A 17,946-nucleotide genomic window follows, 5' to 3' on the forward strand; every position below is an offset into this window, starting at 1 on the left:
CTCCTGACTCTATTATAGCATGAGAATCATCAAAAAGCCGACTAAATTATTCAAAGCGTGGAGAGAAATACTGTAGACCAGACCTTTTCTGCTAATATAAGCCAAGCCCAAACTAAAACCAAGGCTAAAATAGACAAAAAATTGTTGCACATCACCTGGGAAATGAATCAAGGCAAACAGAACACTGGATACCAGAAGAAAAATCAGAGTTTGTTTACTATTGTCCTGCTTAGAAAAGAGGTAGCGTGCTAACATCCCTCTAAAGATAAGTTCTTCCGTCAAAGGAGCAAAAATAACGACCGCAAAGAATGAGAAAAGTGGTTGAGACAAAGTCAAGTCTATCGCTATTTGCTGATTTACTGAAGGATCATTTGGCAAGAAAAACTGGACAACAAGAGATAAGAACCAAACTAAGGCAGGAAGCCAAATAAATCGGTTAAAGCCGCTCTTCTCAATATGGACAGGACCTTTCTGATACCATTTGTAAATGCCGTACACATAAACTCCAGCCAAGGCCACATAAAGTAAGGTAACAGCATAAGGTGACGCGCCTAAGGCAAGCGACGTAGTCGCGAGCCCCTGAATAAAGCCATAACCAAAGAAAAAGGATAGAAGGGCTAGAAGAAACCAGCCAAGATTTTTAAGTAATTTCATATAAATCTCCTATTTGAAATAACGTTTTACCATAGGTATTTGCATCACATTGATATAAACATGGATGGCTCCGACAAGCAAGAAAGCTAGTAGCTGAATCTCTCCTGTCAACAAAGAAATGATAAAAAGAAAAATATATAAGATTGGTAAGACATACTGATTTAATTGGAATAAAATTCGAAAACTCTGTTCCAAATTAGCCTTGCGCTCCCCTTCATCGTAAGAATCGAAATACTCTAAGATATCCTTTGGTGTAGAGAAAAATGCCAAATCAAGCTGACGAACAATCGCAATTGTTTTAAAAAGATATTTTTGGCTGTGTGAATACAGCACTAATCCCAAAAAGGAAAGGGAAAATGTTATACGACTTACATCGAGTACAATTACTTCACTACCTGAGATGACAAGAGCCAATACAATCGCTACGCCTGTAATATTAAAAGTAATGGTTCCAAACTCAAGATTACGATACATTTGCACATAATAGGTTTCATTCAGATCATCATCTATTTCCTCTTGATACAAGGAGTGAAATTTTCTGCTTTTCTTTAAGAAATTGAACGTCAAAACAATGCCAACGAAACCTAATAGTAAACAAATAGCTGATAGCCATAGTGTCAAGATTTTTACATCTAACATAATTCCGTGGAATCCGGCACCAGCCTTCAACATATCTACAAACATGTACAAGAAAACTCCCAAGACAAAAGGAATTAAAAATAACAAGCCACGTTTCTTTTTCATATTCATTCTCCTTTTTCACTTGCTAGATTTTTGGATTTCTTTTCAATCCAGTCAATTACTGGGATAAGAGCAAAGTAGGCCCAAACAAATTGGTCGCTGTAATAGAGATCAAACCATCCTAGATTTGTTCCAATTAGTAGACACACGCTGACTAATAAAGCTATGGCAAATACATAATAGATTACTTTATATTTGTTCATCACTCGTCCTCCTCCAAGCGAAATACCGATTCGACTGTTTCGTTGAAAATCTGAGATATTTTCAAGGCAATCACAACGGACGGGGTGTATTCGTCCCGTTCTAGTAAGCTAATGGTCTGTCTGGAAACTCCTGCTAACTTGGCCAGTTCGGTTTGATTGAGACCATCGCGAGCCCGAAGCTCTTTTAGACGATTTTTAAGCATTCCTTTCTCCTTTTCTCTTAACTTGCTTATATTGTAACACATCTTTTTCTTTTTGACAACAATATTTGTCAAAAAGTTTATGATTTTTGTCATTTTGCAAAAGAAAAAGGTCAAGAGTAAGATCCTGACCAGTTTATCTATCATTAAAAGCCTAATTTTTCAAAGATTTCTGAGAAGTTTTGGCTGATAGCATCAAGTGACACTTGCACTTCTTCTCGGGTTTGGTTGTTCTTGACTGTCACTTGTCCGCTTTCGACTTCACTCTCTCCTAGGGTGATGAGGATCTTAGCCACAAAGACATCGGCTGACTTGAACTGAGCTTTTAGTTTACGGTTAAGGTAATCACGCTCTGCTTTGAATCCTTGTTGGCGAAGAGCCTGTACCAACTCCAAGGCCTTGACATTTGCTCCTTCACCCAAGACCGCAATATAGACATCTAGGGCATTTTCGATAGGGAGGGCCACACCTTGCTTTTCAAGAATGAGAAGCAGGCGCTCTACACCAAGTCCAAAACCAAAGCCAGCAGTCTCAGGACCACCAAAGTAAGCAACCAAACCATCGTAGCGACCACCCGCACAGACGGTCAGGTCATTGCCCTCAATCTCAGTAATAAACTCAAAAATCGTGTGGTTGTAGTAGTCCAGACCACGCACCATATTGGTATCGATGATATAGTCTACTCCAAGATTTTCCAACATCTGACGCACAGCATCAAAGTGTGCTTGGCTTTCTTCATCAAGGAAGTCCAAGATAGAAGGCGCATTCTCTACTGCTTCCTTGTCTTCTTTTTCCTTAGAGTCCAAGACACGGAGAGGATTTTCCTCCAGACGACGTTGGCTATCCTTAGACAAGGTCTCCTTGAGCGGTGTCAAATAGTCAATTAAGGCTTGACGATAGGCCGCACGGCTCTCAGGATTTCCAAGAGTGTTGAGGTGCAATTTGACACCTTGGATGCCGATTTCTTTCAGGAAGTGAGCTGCCATCGCAATCGTTTCTACATCGGTAGCTGGATTGCTAGAGCCAAAGCACTCGACACCAATCTGGTGGAACTGGCGTAAACGACCTGCCTGTGGACGCTCATAGCGGAACATAGGGCCCATGTAATAGAACTTACTTGGCTTTTGCACTTCTGGGGCGAAGAGTTTATTTTCCACATAGGAACGGACAACTGGCGCAGTTCCTTCTGGACGGAGAGTGATATGGCGGTCACCCTTGTCATAAAAATCGTACATTTCCTTGGTTACGATATCCGTTGTGTCTCCGACAGAGCGGCTGATAACCTCGTAGTGCTCAAAAATAGGCGTGCGCACTTCTGCATAGTTGTAGCGCTTGAAAATCTCACGGGCAAAGCCCTCAACGTACTGCCATTTGGCAGATTCAGCAGGTAAAATATCCTGCGTTCCTTTTGGTTTTTGTAATTTCATAGGGAATCCTCTTTAAACTTAATAGTCTTATTTTACCATAAATAAGGGGATTAAAACAGTGAGAAAAAAATTAGGATTTAAATATCATTTTTAAGATTAATAACTGTCAAAAGAATAGCTAACAAGGAAAGACCAACAAATAGCATCCAAGTCAACTGTATATTCCATACAGCTACAAGTGAAAAACAGGCTGTTCCCACAGGTATGGATAGGGTAAACAAGAGACCTAAAAAATTACTGGTACGAGCTAAAACCTCTGGAGCTAGATTTTTCATGAGCATGGCACTAATCTTTGGTTGAACTTTACCAGACACATACAGAGTCAAAAAGAGAAATAGCAAACCAAGTACGACTTGATTGAATAAATTAGCTAGACCAACTAGACTGAGTCCTACGGTCACCCACATCATCAATCTAGGCAAGGACTGCTTCCCAAAATAATCATTGCCCGTAAGGCTACTGATGATGACTGCTACTAAAGCGCCGACCTGACTGATAAATAACGCCTCTGTGTAAGAAAAATTCAAGAGAGAATGGCTCAACAAGAAGATATTGTAGATGCCTCCTAAGGAACCACCCAAGGCATTGATAAGCAAGACAGAAAAGATCATGAATCCAAAGTTTTTCTGTCCACCTTTAAGAAAAACAAGGCGTAAATTTTGGTAAATTGTTAGGAACTGGTCTTTGATCGGAAGCTTCTCATTTTTTAGTGATTCACCATCAGCAGATGACATTGACAGTCTTAATTTGCTTTTTCCTAAAAAGAGAATAGAGGCTGATGCGAGGAAAAAACAGGCATTGATTCCCGCAACGAGAGAAAAATTGTTGACCGATAGACCTAAGAGCCAGACTCCAAAAGCTTGACCCCCAATAGCTGAAATATAGGTGATGAACTGGGAAAAAGAATAAGCCTCCATCAGATCATCTTCAGCTACTTTTTCCTTAATAAGAGGCATGCGCAAACCACCTGCAAAATCACTGATGACATCACTAATGACATTGATTAAACACAGGATAGAAAAAGCAAAGAGACTAGCTTGCTGAACAACCAGGGCTGCCAGAAAAAATAAAACCGCCTGAAACAAACCGCTATAGACCATCCATTTGACCTTGTCCCTTGTGTAATCTGCCCGAATCCCTACAAAAACTGTAAAGAGGGTCGGAAGAATCATGACAATATTCGCCATAGCAACCGCAAAAGAGGCTTGTGGTAGGGTCGATGCATAGACGATAAATACCAGATTAAAAATCGAAGCACCAAAGGCATTGAAGAAGCGTGACAAAGTCAAAAGACGATAAGCTTGATTTCTGAACAATAGTTTCATAGGTAATCTCCCTTCTTGTGATAATCCCTATATGAAGTATGACTATAGTATATCACTTAGAAATTGAAAGGGAAAACTTTTGAATATATGCAACACACAAAATAAGCAAAAAAACGATAGAACTTCTTTGATAACCTGAGAGAGGGTAAGAGTTCTATCGCTTCAAATTTTAAATTATTTTCTTAGTTTGCAGATATTCAACAATCGGTCGTATTTCTATAGTAATCTGCCGATTTGTTGCAGCCTAACATCTCAAAAATACGGACAGCATCCTCCATCTTTTTCTGACCTTCCTTGACTCTGCCTTGCTTGCTATCAAGGAGACCTTCCGCCCACAAATAGACAATTCGGAAATAGGTCTCATTTTCCTTGTAGAAATGCTCTTTGATGACACGTTTAAAATAAGAGGCATTAGTAAATTCTTCACACTCAATGCTAGCTAAAAAACCATTCAATAGCATAGTGTGAAACAGGTTTCGATTACCAGACATTTCCATTAGAAAATCAGATTTTCGGACCATTTCTCGTACATATCTAGTAAAAAGGGAAACAGATAAGAACGGAGAACTGACCGAGAATAAATTGAGTTCATAGATTCCCCAAATCTCAGTAGAAAACAAGTAGTCATGAAGGACTTTCCCTTCCTCTGCCGTTAACTCTACCCTTTCGTCCATGCTCTTCATATAAGACTTGATAATAATGGCATTTAGAATATGTTTCTGTTTGTTTTGAGAATGGGCATGCTTTTGATACTCCCTGCGATACAAGTCCTCAAGCGGAGCTATATTCTTTGGAGCCAAGACATCTATGATTTCTTTTCTCAACTCAGAATCTGTATCATACTGAAAACCTCTCGCCAGAAAGAGGATCTCCTCCACACTGGCCGATATATTTTCTAGTGCGAATAGAAACTTTTCCACCGAAAGCTCACTCTGACCTGTTTCAAAACGGGACAACATGGACGGCGAAAATTGTCCCCCAGTTGCTTGTCTCAGCGAGATATTTCTTGACTCTCGTAATTGTCTAAAGACTTTTCCAATCTGCTCCATAGGCTTCCCCTTGATTCCGTATTTTCTTCATTTTATCATATTTTTCAGAAAATTCATCAAAAACTTGCCAAATTGTCAGAATTATGAGAAAATAGAGGATATTTATCACGTGGAGGGACTGTAATGAGAGAGGATATCAAAATTAACAACCGCGCTTTGGCCTTACAAGACCAAATTATCGAAAAACTAGAGAAGGTTTTTGATACAGATGTGGAATTGGATGTTTACAATCTAGGGTTGATTTATGAAATCAATCTGGATGAAACAGGTCTCTGCAAGATTGTCATGACCTTCACCGATACAGCCTGCGATTGCGCAGAAAGTTTGCCTATCGAAATCGTGGCAGGTCTGAAACAAATCGAGGGTATTGAAGATGTCAAGGTTGAAGTTACCTGGTCGCCTGCCTGGAAAATTACACGAATCAGTCGCTACGGCCGTATTGCCCTTGGACTGCCACCTCGTTAAGCAGGCAAATCACTTTTGGAGATGAAAAAAAGCAAGCCGAAGTTGGCTTGCTTTTTGAGTTTATTTTTTACCTGACTTGTCCATATTCCAGAAGTCTGTCACGGCTCCGCGTGAAGCAGATGATACGATGTGGGCATATTTACCAAGAACACCACGGCTATAAAGTGGTGGCAAGGTTGTTTCTGCCTTACGTTTTTCAAGTTCTTCTTCAGATACGGCCATGGAAATTTCTTTGGTATCTTGGTCAACCGTAACGATATCGCCTGTACGAAGGTAAGCGATTGGTCCACCATCCTGAGCTTCAGGAGCAATATGTCCAACAACCAGACCATAAGTACCACCAGAGAAACGTCCGTCTGTCAAGAGGGCAACCTTGTCTCCCTGACCTTTACCAACAATCATTGATGAAAGTGACAGCATCTCAGGCATACCAGGACCACCCTTAGGCCCCACGAAACGAACAACGACAACATCGCCATCAACGATTTCATCTGTCAGAACGGCCTGAATCGCATCTTCTTCTGAGTCAAAGACCTTAGCTGGACCAACGTGACGACGCACTTTCACACCTGATACCTTGGCAACCGCACCGTCAGGAGCAAGGTTCCCGTTCAAGATGATAAGCGGACCGTCCGCACGTTTTGGATTTTCAAGTGGCATGATGACTTTTTGACCTGGTGTGAGGTCTGCAAAGTCAGCCAAGTTCTCAGCAACTGTCTTACCAGTACATGTAATGCGGTCTCCGTGAAGGAAACCATTTGCCAACAAGTACTTCATAACCGCAGGGACACCACCAACTTCGTAGAGGTCTTGGAAGACATACTGACCAGAAGGTTTCAAGTCGGCCAAGTGAGGCACACGCTCTTGGATCATATTGAAGTCCTCAAGTGTCAAGTCAACATTGGCAGCATGGGCAATGGCAAGCAAGTGAAGAGTGGCGTTTGTAGAACCACCAAGAGCCATGGTTACAGTGATGGCATCTTCAAAGGCTTCACGAGTCAAGATATCTGATGGTTTAAGACCAAGCTCCAGCATCTTAACAACAGCACGTCCTGCTGCTTCGATATCTTCTTTCTTATCAGCTGATTCAGCTGGGTGAGATGAAGATCCTGGCAAACTCATCCCTAGAACTTCGATAGCGGTCGCCATGGTATTAGCTGTATACATACCACCACAGCCACCAGGGCCAGGGCAGGCATTACATTCAAGACGTTTCACGTCCTCAGCTGTCATGTCACCGTGGTTCCATTTTCCGATACCCTCAAAAACAGAAACCAAGTCAATGTCTTTGCCATCAAGATTTCCCGGTGCAATAGTTCCACCATAGGCGAAAATGGCTGGAATATCCATATTGGCAATAGCAATCATAGAACCAGGCATGTTCTTGTCACAGCCACCGATAGCGACGAAGGCATCAACGTTGTGACCACCCATAGCCGCCTCGATAGAGTCCGCAATGATATCACGAGATGTCAAAGAGAAACGCATACCAGGCGTCCCCATGGCAATCCCGTCCGCTACGGTAATGGTACCAAACTGTACAGGCCAAGCACCTGCCGATTTGACACCTTCTTTCGCCAATTTCCCAAAATCATGCAAGTGAATGTTACATGGCGTATTTTCCGCCCAAGTTGAAATCACTCCCACAATCGGTGTTTCAAAGTCCTTATCTGTCATACCAGTCGCACGAAGCATGGCACGGTTTGGTGATTTAACCATACTATCATAAATGCTACTGCGGTGACGTTTATCTAATTCAGTCATCTTATCCCTCCCATTTCAGTTTTTACTATTATAGCACATTTTAAAGGCAATGAACAGAAGAAAATTCTTGAATTTTCAGAAAATTCTATACACATATAAACATTTTAAATTAAAAACAACAAAGCGGATCAGGGCACTTTCTGATTACCAGAATATGCTTTTAATCCGCTTGCTTTAAATAACGTAATGTAATTTTTACAGAAGTTCTTTCAGATAAGTGTATTTAACATCTATCTTGCATTATAAAACTCTAGAACTTTCTCTTTTATATTCGATTCACTCAAACCATATTCATTAAGAAGATAATCCATTTTCCCTACTTGACCGAATCTTTCTTGAACACCCATCCGATGAATTTTTGTTATTCCATCATCAGAGAATAATTCACATAAAGCACTGCCAATTCCACCTATCTGATTGTGGTTTTCTACAGTAAATATAGTTTTTCCACTTAACATTGTTTTTATCTGTTCTGGTATCGGTTTGATTCTAAATAAATCTATCACACCTACTGAATAACCTAATTTAAACAGTTCATCCGCAACTCGAATACTTGGAGCAACCATTATGCCAGAAGCAACTATTACAACATCTTCACCGTGTCTTAACTCAATGTAGCCTTTAGAAAAATCTTCTCCACCTTGATATACAGCCTCTGGAGCTTTTCTAATTGTTCGAATATATTTTAGTCCTTTTAAGTCTAATGTCTGGTTCAAGATTTCACGAAATTGGATATCATCAGTTGCTTCGAAAATGATTGATTTAGGAATTAAACGTAACAATCCAATTTCTTCAAATGGCATATGTGTCCCACCATTCATTTCTGCAGTTACTCCTGCATCTGATCCAATCACAGTGGCATCCAATTGTGCGTATCCAAGAGAAATAAATAATTGATCAAATACTCTTCGTGAAGCAAAAGGGCCAAATGTATGAAGATAAGGTCTAAACCCCTGAATAGATAAACCTGCTGCAAGCCCGACCATTTCTGCTTCCATGATCCCAACATTCACATAACGGTCTCCAAAGTCCTTTTCAAGATTATTAGTAGCCATAGAACTTGACAAATCTGCTTCTAAAACTACTATATCAGAATAACTTTGGTTAGCCTCTAGAAGGAAATCTCTATACACATGTCGTAATTCTTTCGTACTTCTCATCATTCTGTTTCCTCCAATTCCTGACTTAATCTTTCTACAACTGAAGTTAACATTTGTCTCTCCTCTACAGTAGGGCGAAGATGATGATTGGATTTCATTTCTTCCAGCTCTCGAACTCCTTGACCTTTAGTAGTATCTAATACAATACACTTAGGGGATGAATCATTTGACTGTTTTAATCGGACAATCCCTTCATAAATTTCTCTAATATCTGAACCATTGACCCTAATGGATTCAAATCCAAATGCTGAGAATTTTTCTACAAAATCACCTGGATTACAAATATCCTTTGTAAAACCATCTAATTGTTTTTTGTTATCGTCTACAAATACAATTAAATTAGATAACTGTTGATGAGAAGCAAACTGTATAGCCTCCCAACATTGTCCCTCATTTAACTCACCATCTCCAACAATAGCATAGGTATAAAAGGGACTTTTTCTTATTCTCTGACCATATGCAAGCCCGGTTGCAACACTAATTCCCTGTCCTAAAGAGCCAGTTGTCATATCTATACCAGGCGTTAGATTTCTATCAGGATGAGACGGTAATTTGGTTCCATTTGTATTTAAAGAATGTAAGAATTCTTTGTCAAAGAAACCATTCAAATAGAGTGTGCTGTACAAAGCTGGTCCAGCATGTCCCTTGGATAAAACAAAATAATCTCTATCTCGTGACGCAAATATTTCTGGAGTCATCGGCATTATTTCACCATAAAGCACTGCTAAAACTTCTACTATAGACAGACTCCCTCCATAATGGCCGAATCCAAGATGATTCAATGTTCTAAGAGTATTTAATCGGATTTTTGTTGCAAATTTTCTTAACTCATCTTCTCTATTTTCACTTAAAATCATCCCTTATTCCTCCTTTGCAGATGGCTTTTTAATAAAGGATACTCCAAACATAACTGCTAGAATAAGAACAAGACCAATAACAATGCCTGCTTGTGAGCCAAATTGATTCAACATTCCTAAAATAATTCCTGATAGACCAAAATCTGCATCTGAGAAAGTTGACCCTTGGAAACCAAGTCCTCCCAAAACTGGCATTAAAAAGATTGGAAGAAAACTAATTAAAATACCTTGTAAAAATGCTCCAATAGTGGCTCCACGAACACCACCAGATGCATTCCCAATGACACCTGCAGTCGCTCCACAGAAGAAATGAGGCACAACGCCTGGTAAGATGACAACCGTTCCTGAAGCAATCATAATTGCCATACTTACTAAACCACCAACAAAACTAGAGATAAATCCAATTAGGACTGCATTAGGTGCATAAGTATAAACAATCGGACAATCCAAAGCAGGTTTTGAATTAGGTACAAGACGCTCTGAAATACCTTTAAAGGCTGGAACAATTTCACCCAAAATAAGGCGAACACCTGCTAAAATAACAAATACACCTGCTGCAAATTGACCTGCTAATTGTAAAGCATAAACTAGACCACTTGTACCATTACTGATTTCTTTTTCTATATATTCTGACCCTGCAAAGATAGCTACAATAATGTAAATAACTGCCATAGATAAAGTAATACTAACAGTACTATCACGTAAAAAAGCTAAACTCTTTGGGAATTTAATGTCCTCTGTTGATTTTGATTTGTCACCGATAAGGCTACCAGTGAAACCACTTAACCAATATCCCAAAGAACTGAAATGACCTAAAGCCACCTTGTCATTTCCAGTTAATTGAACCATATATTTTTGCACAAATGCCGGGGAAACACTCATAATAATACCAAGTGCTAATCCTCCTAGTAAGATAAGAGGCAAACTTGTAAAGCCAGCAACTGATAAAATGACCGCAATCATACACGCCATATATAGAGTGTGGTGCCCTGTTAAAAAGATATATTTGAATCGAGTAAAACGAGCAATTAAGATATTGAATACCATACCTGCAAACATAATCATTGCAGTAGCTGAGCCATATGTGGTTAAAGCTACAGCTACAATTGCTTCATTATTCGGTACAACTCCAGATAAATGAAAAGCATGTTCAAACATGGTACCAAATGGATTCAAAGAATTTTGTACAATTCCTGCACCACCAGATACAACTAAGAAACCAACAAAGGTCTTAATTCCACCTTTAATAATATCAGGTAATTTCTTCTTCTGAAGAACTAATCCTAAGATTGCAATTAAAGCTACTAAAATAGCTGGTGTACTAACAATATCCAATATGAACTTCATCATGACGCTAGCCTCCTAAATAAGTCCTTTTTCTTCACAAAGTTTAGTAATTAATTCTCGTAGTTCATCCATATCAATAATACTATTTAAGATACGAACATCTCCAAGATGACTAGCTGAATCAGCTAAATCACGACCAACAATCCAAATATCAGCTGCATTTGGATCTGCTCCACCTAAATCATAGTGTTCAACTTCTACATCTGAAACATTCAAATCACTCAATACAGATTCAATATTCATCTGTACCATAAAACTTGAACCTAATCCTGAACCACAAGCTGTACCAATTTTTAACATTATCTAATCCTCCTGTTTAATTATCATTTCAATGTCATCATAGTTTTTTGATGATATTAAAGTTTGAACATGATTTTTATCTCTTAAAATTGTTGTTAAATGTGACAAAGCCTTTAAATGACTCTCATTATCAATAGCTGCAATACAAATCAACAATCTTACCTCTTGTTCTGGATTATCCAATAAATAAATCGGTTCTTCCAAAACTAACATTGACATTCCTATTTCATTCACACCTTCATCTGGCCGAGCGTGAGGAATTGCTACTCCCTTCCCTAAATTAATAAAAGGCCCAAACTCTTCTACTTTTTGAATCATTGCCTCAGGGTAGTTCTCAGTTATCTTATGTTGATCCAAAAGCGGTTTAGCTGCTAAACGAATTGCCTCCTTCCATCCTAATTTTTCCGAACTAACCTGATAAGTTTCTTTTGTAATTAATTCTTCTAACAATGGTAACACTTCCTTTCTGTTCATTTCTTGATAGAGATACCTCTTTAATGCTAATTTTAACTCTAATTCTTGTGTGATTACACTATATCGTCTTACTATGCTAATTATCTGATTAAGCTCAATATCTCGATAACCTGTATCTGGGAAATCTTTTGATACCAATTCAACTAACTGTGTTGTTTGTTCTTCCGTCATCATAACAGAAACTAGATAATTTGGCTTCTCTGTATCCACCTTTATAGTAGAAAAAACCATATCATAGTCACTACTAGTTTTCGCATATAAATCATCAATCTTTGAGGTTCCTATAAACTCAATTTGAGGGAATAATGCTAATAGATTCTCTTTTATCATCAATGAAGAACTAATTCCATTAGGACAGATAATTGCTGCTTTATAACATTTTTGAGGCAAATTGTCTGCTTTCTTTAAATATCCTCCAAAATGGATAACAAAATATGCTGTTTCACTATCAGGTATGGGCTTGTCAATAGCGTCCATCAAGGGAGTCAAAGAATCTTTTACTAGTTCAAATAAATCAGGATAATGTTCTTTAACATGCAACACATATTCATTTGAGCTAGGTAAGCCGAACTTTAATCTATAGTAAGCCGGTATAAGGTGGCGGCGAAGATTTTCTCTCAATACTTCTCTTTGTTTAAAATGTAACAAAGAAATATCTTCCATTCTACTTATAATAGCCTCTGTTAATTGATTAAAGTAAACCGGAGCAACATCTACTTCACCTTCAAAGCAACTTGATAATAAAACTGTGACATAGCGATAATCATCCTCTGAAAATACCGTATCTATAATTCCCAAATCAACTACTGTATCTAATAAAATAGTCGTTATATCTTGAATAATAGGAGATACTAATGTCTCTGAAAGACATACTCTTTCAACATCCCTTTGATACCTACATATAATGAATACTAAACCGAAAAGGCAAACTTTTAATTGATTAACAATAGGTACTATCTGTAGCTTTTCATAATAATCTTTAACTACCTGATCAATCAAATCATAAGTTAATGAATACCCCCAACTGGATAAAACATAATCCAACCCCCAAATCCCTATGGAGGATTCCAGCAACTCACTAACCATTTGAAAAGCTAAACGGTGCTTATTCCACTCTGAGCCGTGTAAAGTATAACCTTTTGCTCTACTGTACCCTAGCTCCAAATCATTATCTAACATAATCTTTCTTAATGATTGAATATCAGATAAGGTTGTATTCTTACTTACTTTCAAAAAGTCTTGGTAATGATTATTCGATATAAAATCTAATCGGCAAAAAGTGTAAAGATAGATTAATGCTAAGCGAGTCGACTTTGGTAAAACCAATTCATCCGACTTAATAATATCTGTCAAAGACTGCTTCGTACGATTTGATAAACTATAGCGACCTTGTTTTTTATCCAGCACTATCCCTTTATTAGCTAGATAAGGCACTAAATAATCTATTCCTTCTTTGACTTCCTTTATAGGTAAGCTCACCTTAACAGATAATTCATATAATGATAGCTCACAATGATCCATCAAAGTCATCAAAATAACTAGTGCTCTATAATCAAACATTTCTCTCCCTTTCTAACTACAATTATAGTGTAAAAGTTATAAGAATAAAAGAGTATTTCAGCACAATATAATCTCACCTACTACAAGTAATTATTGGGCTGAAACTTTTTAGTAATTATTTTTCAACTTTCTATTGACTTTTAAAAACAAAATGATATCATTTAGATATCATATAACAGGAGGTCATTCTTATGACTGAAAAACTCATCAATTCAAAACCAAATGGTGTATTCGCATTGATTCTCATTGAGTTGACACTCGTACTTGGTGTCTTTATACTTATAATGAGTGCTAGTTCGGAAAACATTTTTGGAATTATTATCGGACTTTTATTAAGCTTAATTGCAGGCCTAGCTCATACTGGCTTAAAAGTTGTCAAACCTCAGGAAGCTCTGGTTTTGACCCTTTTTGGTAACTATACAGGTACCATCAAAGAACCTGGTTTTTACTTTGTCAATCCCTTCAGCGTAGCAGTTAACCCTGCAAACCACACCCGACTTGGTCAAAGTGGTGACGTTAGCACGAAATCTCCTTTTTCAGGGATGAAATCATCAAATGGCAATGATGTAAATCTTGAAATTGGCAAGAAACAGATTTCCCTCAAAGTTATGACCTTGAGCAATTCCCGTCAAAAAATCAATGATTGTCTAGGAAACCCTGTAGAAATCGGTATCGCGGTAACTTGGAGAGTTGTCGATACCGCTAAGGCAGTCTTCAACGTTGATAACTATAAAGAATATCTTTCATTACAATGTGATAGCGCCCTCCGTAATATTGTCCGCATCTATCCTTACGATGTGTCTCCTAATGTAGATACTACGGGTGACGGGCAAGCAGACGAAGGTAGTCTCCGTGGCTCTAGCGAAATTGTGGCTAACCGTATTCGTGAAGAAATCCAAAGTCGTGTTGAGGATGCTGGCTTGGCAATCCTTGAAGCGCGTATTACTTACCTAGCTTACGCTCCAGAAATTGCAGCTGTTATGCTTCAACGTCAACAAGCTTCTGCCATTATTGATGCCCGTAAGATGATTGTAGATGGTGCTGTAGGAATGGTCGAAATGGCACTAGAACGGCTTAATGAAGGGGAATTGGTAGAGCTTGACGAAGAACGAAAAGCTGCCATGGTTTCAAATCTCCTAGTCGTTCTTTGTGGCAATCATGATGCACAACCAATTGTCAACACAGGAAGTCTTTACTAAAGATGGCTGAAGCTAAAAAAAAGCAGATTCCCCTTCGACTCTCAACAAAGTTATACGCTGCACTCGCATCATGGGCAGAAGATGACTTTCGTTCAGTCAATGGGCAAATCGAATATCTCCTCACAGAGTGTGTCAAGCAACGGAAAAAAGACGGAAAATACGTATCAGAAACCATTGACGAACCATTTGAGATTGATATTTAACATCTTTTCCTGTCTGCTAGGTCTGACAGAAGAATTTTTTCATCTTTTTTTGTCAAGTAACTTTACTTTACAAAAAAAATGTGTTATCCTAGTATGGTTGATGAAAATCAGTAGATTGAATCGAATATAAATACCTAAAGGAGAAATCAAAATGGCAGTACCTGCACGTCGCACTTCAAAAGCGAAGAAAAACAAACGTCGTACACACTACAAAGTAACAGCTCCATCTGTAAACTTTGACGAAACTACTGGAGATTACTCACGTTCTCACCGTGTATCACTTAAAGGATACTACAAAGGACGTAAAATCGCTAAAGCTGCATCAGCTGAATAATAGAAGGGAGATACCATGCGCGTAAATATTACACTTGAACACAAAGAATCTGGTGAACGCTTGTACCTTACTTCTAAAAACAAACGTAACACTCCAGACCGTCTTCAATTGAAGAAATACTCACCAAAACTTCGCAAACACGTTGTGTTTACAGAAGTTAAGTAAGCATTCAATACGAATCAATACAGAAGAAAAACGCTTAATCAGCGTTTTTTCTTTTTGTTAATTTCAGTACATTGCAATAAAAATCAACCGAATGACTACATTTTTTGTGAAATAAAATAGAGGCTCTAATATATAGAAAGAATCTAAAATCCCCTGCAAATCTATATTACAGGGGACTTGTGTGTTATTCTTGTACTTCTTTCTGAGCGGCCTTTCCTTGGTCTAGAAGGGCTTGGACGATTTTCTCATCGCGCAGTTTGACAGAATCGTTGATCATTTCTGCGGACTTGACGATGGTTGTTTCTAGTTGGGCACGTTTCTGACGTCCCAATTCAATGGCAGCGACGATACCTTGGTTTTGAGCGACCAGACTTTCAGCCAGTTTGGTAACAGACTCAACAGCGACTGTCGGGCTTTGGGCAATTCGTTCCATCTGTGGAATCACTTCCTTGCTGGTTTCGGCTAGCATCTGAAGGGCAGCATTGTTGGCATTGACAATGGCATCTGCCACAACACCTGATTTCATAGATTGTTGCAAAATACCAAGTTGGGCAATCGAAAGTTTCATTGTTGGAATGGTATTACGACGAAGCATGCCCAATTTTTGACGCATATCAGATGACACCTTCACAAGATTACGCATCTGAGGTGTTGTTGCCCAGGCAACGTAGAGACGGCTGACATACTCGGTGTGTTGTTGTTCGAGGGTATTGACCACTTCAGCCATGCGGGCCAATTCTTGTGACTTGGTCTGGTATTCTACCGTACTTGTGTCGAGTTGATCAGCTTGAGCTTTCAATTCTGCAGCGCGATTACCAGCTTCTGTCTGGCTGGCTTCGATAAAAGAAATCACTCCCACTAGATTTTCAATGGATTTAGTATTGTCCTCAATCAACATCTCAGCTGAAACGATATTTCGAGCTAAGACATCTTCTTGCTTGACCACTGCAGCAGCCATGCCATCGAGCTTTTGCTCCACTGTTTTTGAGTCAAAGTAAAATTCCTGTAAGGTATTCTTGCTCTTGTTAAACAATCGTTGCAAAAAGTTTGGCTTTTCTTCTAACTCAGCAATTTCAGCGTTCTTGTATTTGACGACAAAACCTTGCAACTCACGGTTGGTATTCTTGAGTAAGTCATCCACTTGGGGAATCTGTAATTTCTTTTGTTCTGACAAGATACGATTGACCGTATTATTCACACCTTCTACAGCAGATTGTCCAAAATCCAAAAGAGCATTTTGATTGGTGACAAACTGGTCTACTAACTGGGGCACGCGCGCCTTGATTCCTTCTTGTTGCTCAGGGCTCAACTTCTCAAGGAAGGTCAAGGTCTGGTCTGAGCCCGTATTTGTCTCAATGATTTGAGTTGTCTTATCCACCTTAGCTACCGTATTATTGGCAATCTGGTCAATATCAAAATTAAATTCTGTCATGGTTACTCCTTTATTTCTAACCTATTCTTTACGATCTTTTTCTAGGATACGCAGACTGATATCAAAATCACGCATATCTGTTTCATTGAGTTCTCTCAACACCTGGTCCAGTTCAAGGTCAAATTGTTCGATAGCTGCTTTAGCTTGCTCTAAGCGTTCTTCTGCCCGATTATAGTTTTTAGGATTGGCCTTAATCTTTAAATAGCCTTCTAAAATCGTTTGGAATTTCTCCATCTTCAAACTATGAATAGCAGTCAATTCTTCCTTATCACCCTCAGCCGAGGTAGCAATCTTGTCTAAAATAGCCTGATGATCAATAGCAATATTAGCCAAAGTCTGAGACAATTCTGGAGCTAATTCCTCTGGCTCCGCATTTTCAAGATCTACCTGACTTTCTCTATCCAAATGTTCTAGCTGAACATCAATGTTCGCCCGTACTGTACGAACCTTTTTGTCAATACGGTTGTAGACATCAGCATCGATATAGGACTTGAGACGATCCGCCTCCTGATGAATTTCCCGCAGTTCGATTAATACTTGATTGGCCAAACTCTTATAGGACTCTGAGCCTTTTTCTACTAAAGTTCCCTCTAGTTGCTGAATATCTTTGTCCGCCTGGCGAATCCTAGCTTTTAAAAGCTCAATCCGATCATCGAGAGAACGATCCTGCAAAAGAGGATAACGCCAACGTTTGTAGAGACGGTAACCGCCATAACCCAGTAGGACACAAGCCGCAAGCGGAAGAGCATATTGAACCAAGAGTCCCAACAAGAACAGGAAGCCCCAAAAATAGAGACATCCTTTCCAAAAACCATTACCCGATTTCATAAACATTCCTTATTTTCAATTTATAAGTCTATTTTAGCACAAAAGACAAAAATGAGGGCGGAAATCCCCTAGAAAAGAGTTGATTTCTTTGCTGTAGAATGGAGACTAGCAGCGTGTGTGCTAATTTCAGTGGCTAAATTCCCAAAGTAAATTCCACCGCTAGTAGAAGTGGAAGTTAGTCTGATAAAAATCGTAAAAACCAGTGGAAATCCGTGTCAGGGTAAGTTCCACTGGTTTTACTCATGCTTGATTTCATCGC

The 17,946-nt window shown here is 38.9% G+C and carries 20 protein-coding genes; 5 read left to right on the top strand and 15 right to left on the bottom strand.

Annotated features, from left to right (window positions below; all coding sequences use genetic code 11):
- Positions 1-12: 12 nt before the first annotated feature.
- From QM409_RS07625 to rgg, 7 genes are all read right to left on the bottom strand, one after another.
- A complete protein-coding gene (locus tag QM409_RS07625; protein ID WP_414305433.1) occupies positions 13-654 on the bottom strand; it encodes a lysostaphin resistance A-like protein in 642 nt (213 codons plus the stop codon).
- Between the two features lie 9 nt (positions 655-663).
- The gene (locus QM409_RS07630) at positions 664-1,404 is read right to left on the bottom strand and encodes a DUF3169 family protein (protein ID WP_414305432.1); all 741 of its coding nucleotides are present in this window, start codon (positions 1,402-1,404) and stop codon (positions 664-666) included.
- Entirely contained in the window at positions 1,401-1,598 is a 198-nt protein-coding gene (locus tag QM409_RS07635; RefSeq protein ID WP_414305431.1) for a hypothetical protein, read from the bottom strand. Before QM409_RS07635 ends, QM409_RS07630 begins: the two co-directional genes overlap by 4 nt.
- On the bottom strand, positions 1,598-1,801 hold the full coding sequence (locus tag QM409_RS07640; protein ID WP_261100371.1) for a helix-turn-helix transcriptional regulator: 204 nt from the start codon (positions 1,799-1,801) through the stop codon (positions 1,598-1,600). The genes QM409_RS07635 and QM409_RS07640 overlap by 1 nt, the downstream gene beginning before the upstream one ends.
- Before the next feature lie 143 nt (positions 1,802-1,944).
- A complete protein-coding gene (hisS, locus tag QM409_RS07645; RefSeq protein WP_414305430.1) occupies positions 1,945-3,225 on the bottom strand; it encodes a histidine--tRNA ligase in 1,281 nt (426 codons plus the stop codon).
- A gap of 77 nt (positions 3,226-3,302) precedes the next feature.
- The gene (locus QM409_RS07650; protein ID WP_414305429.1) at positions 3,303-4,550 is read right to left on the bottom strand and encodes a transporter; all 1,248 of its coding nucleotides are present in this window, start codon (positions 4,548-4,550) and stop codon (positions 3,303-3,305) included.
- Positions 4,551-4,747: 197 nt separating this feature from the next.
- Positions 4,748-5,599 (bottom strand): quorum-sensing system transcriptional regulator Rgg, encoded by an 852-nt coding sequence (rgg, locus tag QM409_RS07655; protein ID WP_414305428.1) that lies wholly within the window; start codon positions 5,597-5,599, stop codon positions 4,748-4,750.
- A gap of 123 nt (positions 5,600-5,722) precedes the next feature.
- Here rgg and QM409_RS07660 point away from each other — a divergent pair, with 123 nt between their 5' ends.
- Positions 5,723-6,064: a metal-sulfur cluster assembly factor gene (locus QM409_RS07660; protein WP_261021039.1), complete on the top strand. Its 342-nt coding sequence runs from the start codon at positions 5,723-5,725 to the stop codon at positions 6,062-6,064.
- A gap of 60 nt (positions 6,065-6,124) precedes the next feature.
- Here the strand turns inward: QM409_RS07660 and ilvD are convergent, their stop codons facing one another.
- The 6 genes from ilvD to QM409_RS07690 form a co-directional block, all read right to left on the bottom strand.
- The gene (ilvD, locus tag QM409_RS07665; RefSeq protein ID WP_125454808.1) at positions 6,125-7,828 is read right to left on the bottom strand and encodes a dihydroxy-acid dehydratase; all 1,704 of its coding nucleotides are present in this window, start codon (positions 7,826-7,828) and stop codon (positions 6,125-6,127) included.
- 230 nt (positions 7,829-8,058) lie between these two features.
- A complete protein-coding gene (locus QM409_RS07670) occupies positions 8,059-8,991 on the bottom strand; it encodes a transketolase family protein (RefSeq protein ID WP_261011415.1) in 933 nt (310 codons plus the stop codon).
- Entirely contained in the window at positions 8,988-9,845 is an 858-nt protein-coding gene (locus tag QM409_RS07675; RefSeq protein ID WP_261011414.1) for a transketolase, read from the bottom strand. The genes QM409_RS07670 and QM409_RS07675 overlap by 4 nt, the downstream gene beginning before the upstream one ends.
- 3 nt (positions 9,846-9,848) lie before the next feature.
- Entirely contained in the window at positions 9,849-11,195 is a 1,347-nt protein-coding gene (locus QM409_RS07680; RefSeq protein ID WP_414305427.1) for a PTS ascorbate transporter subunit IIC, read from the bottom strand.
- 12 nt (positions 11,196-11,207) lie between these two features.
- On the bottom strand, positions 11,208-11,492 hold the full coding sequence (locus tag QM409_RS07685) for a PTS sugar transporter subunit IIB (protein WP_000912476.1): 285 nt from the start codon (positions 11,490-11,492) through the stop codon (positions 11,208-11,210).
- 3 nt (positions 11,493-11,495) lie between these two features.
- Complete coding sequence (locus QM409_RS07690) at positions 11,496-13,526, bottom strand: BglG family transcription antiterminator (RefSeq protein ID WP_023947575.1); 2,031 nt, start codon at positions 13,524-13,526, stop codon at positions 11,496-11,498.
- A gap of 191 nt (positions 13,527-13,717) precedes the next feature.
- Here QM409_RS07690 and QM409_RS07695 point away from each other — a divergent pair, with 191 nt between their 5' ends.
- The 4 genes from QM409_RS07695 to rpmG all read left to right on the top strand — a co-directional run bounded on the left by QM409_RS07695 (position 13,718) and on the right by rpmG (position 15,427).
- On the top strand, positions 13,718-14,725 hold the full coding sequence (locus QM409_RS07695) for an SPFH domain-containing protein (RefSeq protein WP_101782270.1): 1,008 nt from the start codon (positions 13,718-13,720) through the stop codon (positions 14,723-14,725).
- Positions 14,726-14,727: 2 nt separating this feature from the next.
- Positions 14,728-14,928: a PTS ascorbate transporter subunit IIC gene (locus QM409_RS07700; RefSeq protein ID WP_000796544.1), complete on the top strand. Its 201-nt coding sequence runs from the start codon at positions 14,728-14,730 to the stop codon at positions 14,926-14,928.
- A gap of 151 nt (positions 14,929-15,079) precedes the next feature.
- Positions 15,080-15,262: a 50S ribosomal protein L32 gene (gene rpmF / locus QM409_RS07705; protein WP_000290417.1), complete on the top strand. Its 183-nt coding sequence runs from the start codon at positions 15,080-15,082 to the stop codon at positions 15,260-15,262.
- 15 nt (positions 15,263-15,277) lie between these two features.
- Positions 15,278-15,427, top strand: coding sequence for a 50S ribosomal protein L33 (gene rpmG / locus QM409_RS07710; RefSeq protein WP_001265622.1), 150 nt, complete (start codon positions 15,278-15,280; stop codon positions 15,425-15,427).
- Positions 15,428-15,611: 184 nt separating this feature from the next.
- On the opposite strand, the gene QM409_RS07715 is transcribed toward rpmG, so the two are convergent.
- Positions 15,612-16,859 (bottom strand): toxic anion resistance protein, encoded by a 1,248-nt coding sequence (locus QM409_RS07715; RefSeq protein ID WP_261240927.1) that lies wholly within the window; start codon positions 16,857-16,859, stop codon positions 15,612-15,614.
- 21 nt (positions 16,860-16,880) lie between these two features.
- The gene (locus QM409_RS07720) at positions 16,881-17,687 is read right to left on the bottom strand and encodes a hypothetical protein (RefSeq protein ID WP_261240926.1); all 807 of its coding nucleotides are present in this window, start codon (positions 17,685-17,687) and stop codon (positions 16,881-16,883) included.
- Positions 17,688-17,946 lie beyond the last annotated feature (259 nt).

Source organism: Streptococcus mitis, assembly GCF_047465045.1.
GTDB lineage: Bacteria > Bacillota > Bacilli > Lactobacillales > Streptococcaceae > Streptococcus > Streptococcus mitis_DT.